This is a genomic window from Mesorhizobium sp. M7A.F.Ca.AU.002.02.1.1, from assembly GCF_003998535.1.
Taxonomy (GTDB): domain Bacteria; phylum Pseudomonadota; class Alphaproteobacteria; order Rhizobiales; family Rhizobiaceae; genus Mesorhizobium; species Mesorhizobium ciceri.
The window spans coordinates 1-7,101 of record NZ_RZPB01000285.1; the positions used below are offsets into that span (position 1 = coordinate 1).

Genomic DNA, 7,101 nt, shown 5'->3' on the forward strand with positions numbered 1-7,101 from the left:
GCCAGGCGCACGAAAGCTGTCAGCGGCGGGTGGTCGGAGGCAACGCGTGAAAGCGGCGTGTCATGCGCGTCGATGGCGGCAATCATGCCATGCCGGTTGGCCATGATCCGGTCGAGCGCCAGCAGCGGCAGGTTCGACGGGAAGGTGGGGACCGCCGGCGGCTGCGGGCCGAACGTCGCATGCAGCGTGTTGAGAGCGGAGCGGTTGCCAAGCCGCCATTCGTTGAGGTCGCCGAGCAGCAGGGTCGGTCTTTCGTCCGGGCTGTTCATCAGGTCGAGCACGACGCGCGCCTGCTGGGAGCGGGAGCGGCGCAGCAGGCCAAGATGGGCGGCGATGATGCGCAGCGTCCGGCTTCCATCGAGGTCGATCTCCGCCACCACCGCGCCGCGCGGCTCCAGCCCCGGAAGCTTGATCTGGTGCACGTCGCGAACGACGCCCTTCTTGAACAGCAAGACGTTGCCATGCCAGCCATGGCCCTTGCCGGTGGCGGAAATCGGCACCGGAACCAGTCCGGTTTCCCGTTCGAGCCGGGGCAGGTCGAGAAGACCATCACGGTCGCCGAAGCGGTTGTCGGCTTCCTGCAGGGCAATGACATCCGGATCGATTTCGCGGATGACGCGGATGGTCCGGTCCGGATCGAACTTCCTGTCGACGCCGATGCATTTATGGACATTGTAGGAGGCAACCAGCGTGCCGGTGGTGGCTGTCGTCTTGAGTGCGGCGGCGTTAGCTTTCTGCATCCGGCGGTCACGAAGGGACAGAAGCATGCTTGCCGGGAGGCTGCGTCCAATTCTGTGCATCTGTGCTGCTCGTTCTCGCTGGCTTCAATTCAGAAGCCGGATACAGTCAAAATAGGCAATTTCGGCGTATGTTCCATGACAGACGAGTTCCTCAAGCGCACCTCCGCCTTAGAGATAGGGTGAACCGAGCCACAATGCCCGGTCGAACAGCCTGATTAGGAACGGCCGGGCTCGCAAGGCTTCCAGCGTTACCGGCACGGCGGAGGCAATCGCCGACCCGATCCGCGCCTCGATCTCGCTGGCAAAGCCGGCATCGAGCACCTCCAAGTCGATCTCGAAATTGAGCCGCAGCGATCGGGCGTCAAGATTGGAAGATCCGACATAGGCCCACACGCCGTCGATCGAAAGCAGCTTCGAATGGTCGAATGGTCCCTCGGTTCGCCAGACACGGCAATAGTGTTTGAGCACCTGATCGAACTGCGCCATCATCGCGCGGTCGACGAGGAAAAGATTGTTCACCGCCGGCACCACGATGTCTATCTCGACCCCGCGCCTGCCGGCGGTGATCAGGGCGCTGATCAGTTCCCGATCCGGCAGGAAATAGGGCGACATCACGCGTATGGACTTGCGGGCGACCGAGAACGCACCGATCAGCAGCTTGTGGTTGGTCTCGTTGCTGGCATCCGGGCCGGAAGCGACCGCCCGCACCATCATCGGTGCGCCTGGCGACGGCGACAGCGGGGCAATGCGCCAGGCGTCGCCCTTCAGCGCCTCGTTGGTGGCGAAGCGCCAGTCTTCGGCGGCGACCGAAAAGAGGTCGGCGACGATCGGGCCGGTCACCCGGAAATGTGTGTCCCTGGCGCTGTTGGAGCCGGCGAATTCGGCGGAGAAGCCTTTGCGGATGTTCATGCCGCCGGTGAAGGCGGCGATGCCGTCCACCACCAGGATCTTCCGGTGGGTCCTCAGATTGGCGTAGGGCAGGCGCAGGCCCATGACGATGTTGCCGTTGAAGACGTCGGCGGGGATGTTGGCCTCGCGCAAATGCCCCAGGATGCTCGGCACCGAGTAGCGGGCGCCGACGGCATCGATCAGCACGCGGACGGTGACGCCGCGCCGGACGGCGCCGGCCAGCGCCTCGACGAAGAGCAGGCCGACGGCGTCATTGTCGAAAATATAGGTCTCGAGCAGGACGCTGCGCTCGGCGCCGTCGATCGCCGCGCACATGGCGGCATAGGCCTCGTCGCCGGTCTCCAGCACATCGATTGCGTTTCCAGGGTTGAGCGCGCGCCGCGCCACCCTGTCGCCGAGTGTCCGCAAGCCCGTGAACCGTTGCCCGTATCGCTCGACGATCAGGGCCTCTTCGACAGCGACGTCGCGCTCATGCTTGGCGGACACCACGCCGTCGGCAAACGGGCGCTGGGCGGTGATCGTGGCACGGCGGATGCGATTGATGCCGGCGACGGCGTAGATCAGCACGCCGAGGATCGGGGACAGCACCATCACGCCGACCCAGCCGGTGGCGGCGCGCACATCTTCCTTGGTCATGACGGCATGGACGATGCCGACCGTCGCCATCACCACGGAGATGATCGCCAGAATTTGCGGCCAGTGAGTCGCCAGGGTCGCCAACATGCCGAGACTATCCAGCGAGCGGTTGCAGAAGGCAATGCGGCCGGTCCTGCCGCGCATTCGCCGGATGGTGGCATGCGGCCCTGGCCGAAGGTTTCGACCAGCCGCAGAGATTGATGGGTAGAAGCTTCCCAACGGACCCTGTTCAGAAGGACAAACCTGACCTAGCGGAAGCATAGAGCCTGGCATCATCCTGTTCTGCTCAGAGCCTCCGAAGCCTCTTATGCTTTGGTGCGACCTCTATTGTATATCAGGATGAATGAACTTAATGATATGAACACTTTGATTGATGGCGAGGGGGGCGCCTAACGATGAAATTCAACTTCGATGAACCTCCCGGCGATGACATAGTTGCCGACACGTCGGCAGAATGCCAACGCCAATTGCTGCCTCTCGTCCGCGAGATCGTCCAGGCGGCCGTCGCTGCCGGATGGAGCGAGGAGGACGTTCTTCTGGGGTTTGTCGAACTTGCATGGGATTTGTATGAGAATCGTCGCGACGATCTGCAATGACCGGTAGCCAATCTGGTAGCTCTGCATTGCTGGCGGTGTCGCGGCTTTGCGTCGGCAGCTTTTCGCGGTAGGAATTTTTTCTTGACACGGTGATCTCAGCTAAGGTATATATTCGTGCATGGTGCTGATTTGCGCCAGTGACCCGCCGAGCAGGCGGGTTTTTCGTTTGATGCTCCGTCAGCCAATGCGCCGAAGGGTCCAGAGGAACCTGTTGACCCGTAGTCGCGACCTAAAGGCCTGGGTTCCTCGCCCCGAGGGGCTTTTATCCCGAACAAAATTTTTTGTTTGCGTACGGATGTTATTCACTATCCACAGCATGTGCGTTACGTTGGATCCGGGTCGGGCTAAGGGGGATTTCAGGCGACAGACAAGCGGCTGAGGCCAGGCAATGGAAAATACGGACGATGCTCGGGAAGGCGGCAATTCCCAGGGCGTCAATCGAGAACGGACAGCTCGATATGTCCTGGACATAATCCCTGAAAGCGCAGGCCCCTGGAGGGCCACCGCGGCGCGGAGTGTCATAGACTCAGCCCGCGATCCCGTCTCGCAGACATTCCCGGCCAAAGAGCATTCCACTGGAATTGCGCTGCGGCCCGCACGCCGATCGAGAGCCTTGCTCGGCAGCGACCGGATCACGCGGTACGATACGCCGACCGGATGTCGCGTCGTCAATCCGGCGGGTGTGGACAGCAAGCCGGCCTGGTCCCTGACCCGGGAGAACGCCGTCGTTTCCATCGCTCCCGAAGCGCTGGCGCAATTGGCCGTGCATGAATTCGATCTCGCCGAACTCGATCCGCCTGCTTTCGGCACGGTCGACCCGGCCGATCTGCTGCGCACCCACCCAGGCCGCAACAGGCGCCTTGCGGCGTTTTCCAGAATACATCTTGCTGCAAATCCGCCCCAAGCTCCGCAGGAATCGTCTGGAATGTCATGCAGTCCGCGCGTTGTACGCCGTCCGGCCGGAACGCTCTCATGAATGGGGTTGGCTACGCCGGTCAGCTTCGATCAATCACGATTTGTTTTTCAGGGGAACGCGGAAGGAAGCCTAGGGTTGAACCTCATCTGGGACGAATCAGGAGGCCGAAAAATGCCGGGTGAGGATGGTGTCCCCGGACCGGTTTCCGGACCCAATTCGCGACAACCGACGCTCAACGCGAAAGGCGGGCTTTCGGTTCGCAGCACGCGCCGCGTGCAGGAATTCCTGAACGAGAACTTCACGCGCAAGCTGGCGCTTGCCGAGATGGCCGCGGTTTGCGGTCTTTCACCCTATCACTTCATGCGGGCTTTCTCGAGGACGTTCGGGGTGCCGCCGCATCAATATGTTCTCGATTTGCGGCTGGACCTCGCTGAAAGGCTGCTTGCCGACAGCCGCATGACCATCACGGACATCGCTCATTCCTGCGGATTTTCGAGCCAGAGCCATTTTACCACCGCCATGAAGAAATACCGGCAGGTGACGCCGCTGCAGCTACGGGTGGGCAAGCTTAACGCCAAGGTTAGATGAGACGGCGCTCATGGAATTGCTTGTTTGCCTAGTTTTAAAGCAGTCTCTAAGGTAACGAGCTGTTAACCTCTGCCGGTTTGCTCCGATCTTTTCTCACAAGACAGCAATTTCGTGAAATACCGCGGGCAGGAATCATGTCTTCCTGCGATAGAGCGGAATTGTCAGACATTTCGTGCCGGCCAGCGGAGAGGGACCATGACCGACAATCAGATTTCGAACGGCTCGCTTCTAGTTCAGCATCGCGCGGCGCATTTCGCCGGGCACTGGATCGCGAATGGCGATCCTCGCTCCCGCTCGGTTCGCCGCCGCTTGATGGCGGTGCTGCGCATGGCTCATAGCGTGCTTGGCATGGGGCGCAAGCGCCTGGGGCTGGGGACGCTGGGCGTCGGCGGGATGTCGGCGGCGGCCGCGATGCTGGGCGCCTTCGCGATCGGCATGGCTGCGACGCCAGCTCAGGCGCAATATCAGGCCGGCGGCGGGTCCGCGACAGGCGGCAACGCCGTCGCCATCGGTAATGGTGCCACCTCAAATGGCAATAACAGCGTGGCGTTGGGCATCTCCAACAGTGCAACGGGCGACGGCACGATCGCCATCGGCTATGCGATGGGTGTCAATGGCCTCAATGCCATAGGCATAGGTGTCATCTCCGGCGCGAACGGCGTCAACGCCCTCGCGATAGGCGGGAACGCCCAGGCTGTCGGAGACGGAGCAAGCTCCATTGGCGTCAACTCGGTCGCAGCCGCAGGCTCGGCCGCCTTTGGCCTGAACGCGCGCGCCGACGGAACGAACTCGACGGCGATCGGCTATGTTACCCGGGCGACCGGGCTGCGCGCCACCGCGCTCGGGTTTGGGGCGACAGCGTCCGGGCTGGATGCGCTTGCCCAAGGGAATAGCGCCGTCGCAAGCCAGCAGAACTCTATCGCCATCGGCTTCCAGGCGACCTCGACCGCGATCAACGCCATCAATCTTGGCAACCGAACCGCAGCGGGAAAGGGCGCCCTTCAAGAGAGCGCCGTCGCCATCGGCACGGACGTGCTGGCGTCTCAGGTTGACAGCATTGCGATCGGGCGCCAAAGCCAGTCGACGGGCACGAGCGCCACGGCGATGGGTAGGAACGCCGGCGCCTGGGGCAACCAGTCTATCGCGCTCGGCCTAGGCGCGCAGGCGGGCGTTCAGGCCAACACGGCCTTGCCCAACAGCATCGCGATCGGCACCAATGCGGTCTCTTCCGGCGGTTTCGCTACCGCAATGGGCGCTTCCTCGGTTGCGAGTGGTACCAGTTCGACAGCCGTGGGCTTCCAGGCCCAAGCCGCCGGCCTCAATGCCGCCGCCGTCGGTCCCCAGGCAAATGCATCGGCGTCAAACTCGGCGGCGTTCGGCAACGTCGCCACGGCTTCGGGCAATTTCGCATTGGCCCTGGGCAATTCGGCCGTGTCGAGTGGAGTAGGCTCGGTCGCGGCGGGCTCGGGAGCCCAGGCCACGGACGTCTCGGCGACCGCGCTCGGCAACAACGCCACCGCGACCGCAGCGAGCGCGAGCGCGCTAGGCTTGGGCGCCACGGCGAGCGGCATAAACAGCACCGCGGTTGGTAAGTCGGCCAATGCGAGCGCGCAGGACGCCATCGCCATGGGCACGAGCGCCAAGGCCGATTCCGCCGAGGCGGTGGCCATGGGCACCAATGCGGTGGCGACCGGCGGCAAGGCGGTCTCGATCGGGTCCGGCAACACCGCCTTTGGCAACGGCGCGGTCTCCATCGGCGATCCCAGCTATGCCAGCGGCACCGGCGCCTTCACCGGCGGCGCCAACAACATCGCCAACAGCGACGGCACCGCGACCGCCACCGCCGCCAACCAGGCCAACGGTGCTGTCGCCATCGGCAACAACAACAAGGCGATCGGACAAGGCTCCGTGGCGCTGGGCAACGGCTCGACCGCCGGTGCGGCCGGCCTCGCGGGCAATGTCGCGCTCGGCAATGGCGCCTCGGCAGCAGCGAGTTCCGGCGATGTCGCGCTCGGCTCTGGCTCGGTGACCGCGACGGCGGTCGGCACGGCCAGTGGGGTGGTCAACGGCACGACCTACGCCTTCCAGGGCACCAACCCGACCTCGACGGTCAGCATCGGCGCGCCCGGTGCGGAGCGCACCATCACCAATCTGGCGGCGGGGCGGATCAGCGCGCTCTCGACCGACGCGATCAACGGCTCGCAGCTCTTCGCCACCAATCAGGCCGTCGACGCCATTGGCGCCGTCGTCAACAACATCAATGTCGGCGGCATCAAGTATTTCCACGCCAATTCGACGGCGGCGGATTCGTCGGCGACGGGTGCGGAATCGGTTGCGATCGGACCTCTCTCGACTGCGGCAGGGGCGAACGCCATCGCGGCCGGCAACAATGCGAGTGCCTCCGGCCTCGACGCAACGGCGTTTGGATACATATCCAAGGCCTCGGGCGACTTCAGCACCGCCGTCGGACCGAATGCCAACGCGACAGGCTTGTCCAGCACCGCGGTCGGCCAGAACGCGTTTGCTACCGCCGGGCAAGCGACCGCTCTCGGCAAGCAAGCGAATGCCAGCGCCGCGGATGCGGTCGCGTTGGGACCCAACGCCACAGCCGGCAACGCAGGCGCCGTGGCGCTCGGCTCCGGCAGTGTCACCGACGTCGCCGTCGGCACGCCCAGCGCGGTGATCAACGGCACGACCTACGCCTTCCAGGGCACCT

General features: G+C 63.9%; 5 protein-coding genes and 1 pseudogene. 4 read left to right on the forward strand and 2 right to left on the reverse strand.

The genetic code is table 11. The features are described from left to right. Together EN879_RS18205 and EN879_RS18210 are read right to left on the reverse strand one after the other, a co-directional pair. The coding region (locus tag EN879_RS18205; protein ID WP_206520962.1) for an endonuclease/exonuclease/phosphatase family protein at positions 1-800 on the reverse strand (800 nt) is incomplete at its 3' end. 108 nt (positions 801-908) lie between these two features. Next, positions 909-2,372 carry a phosphatidylserine/phosphatidylglycerophosphate/cardiolipin synthase family protein gene (locus EN879_RS18210; RefSeq protein WP_024502662.1) on the reverse strand — a complete coding sequence of 488 codons (1,464 nt, stop codon included), beginning with the start codon at positions 2,370-2,372 and terminating at the stop codon, positions 909-911. 308 nt (positions 2,373-2,680) lie between these two features. Between EN879_RS18210 and EN879_RS18215 the strand changes: the two genes are divergently transcribed. The 4 genes and pseudogenes from EN879_RS18215 to EN879_RS18230 form a co-directional block, all read left to right on the forward strand. Then, positions 2,681-2,881 (forward strand): hypothetical protein, encoded by a 201-nt coding sequence (locus EN879_RS18215; RefSeq protein ID WP_082826544.1) that lies wholly within the window; start codon positions 2,681-2,683, stop codon positions 2,879-2,881. A 613-nt stretch (positions 2,882-3,494) separates the two neighbouring features. Continuing rightward, positions 3,495-3,857, forward strand: coding sequence for a hypothetical protein (locus EN879_RS39015; RefSeq protein ID WP_063168905.1), 363 nt, complete (start codon positions 3,495-3,497; stop codon positions 3,855-3,857). After that, the gene (locus EN879_RS18225; RefSeq protein ID WP_063168904.1) at positions 3,858-4,385 is read left to right on the forward strand and encodes an AraC family transcriptional regulator; all 528 of its coding nucleotides are present in this window, start codon (positions 3,858-3,860) and stop codon (positions 4,383-4,385) included. A gap of 195 nt (positions 4,386-4,580) precedes the next feature. Continuing rightward, a pseudogene (locus EN879_RS18230) lies at positions 4,581-7,101 on the forward strand (calcium-binding protein); the annotation flags it as partial.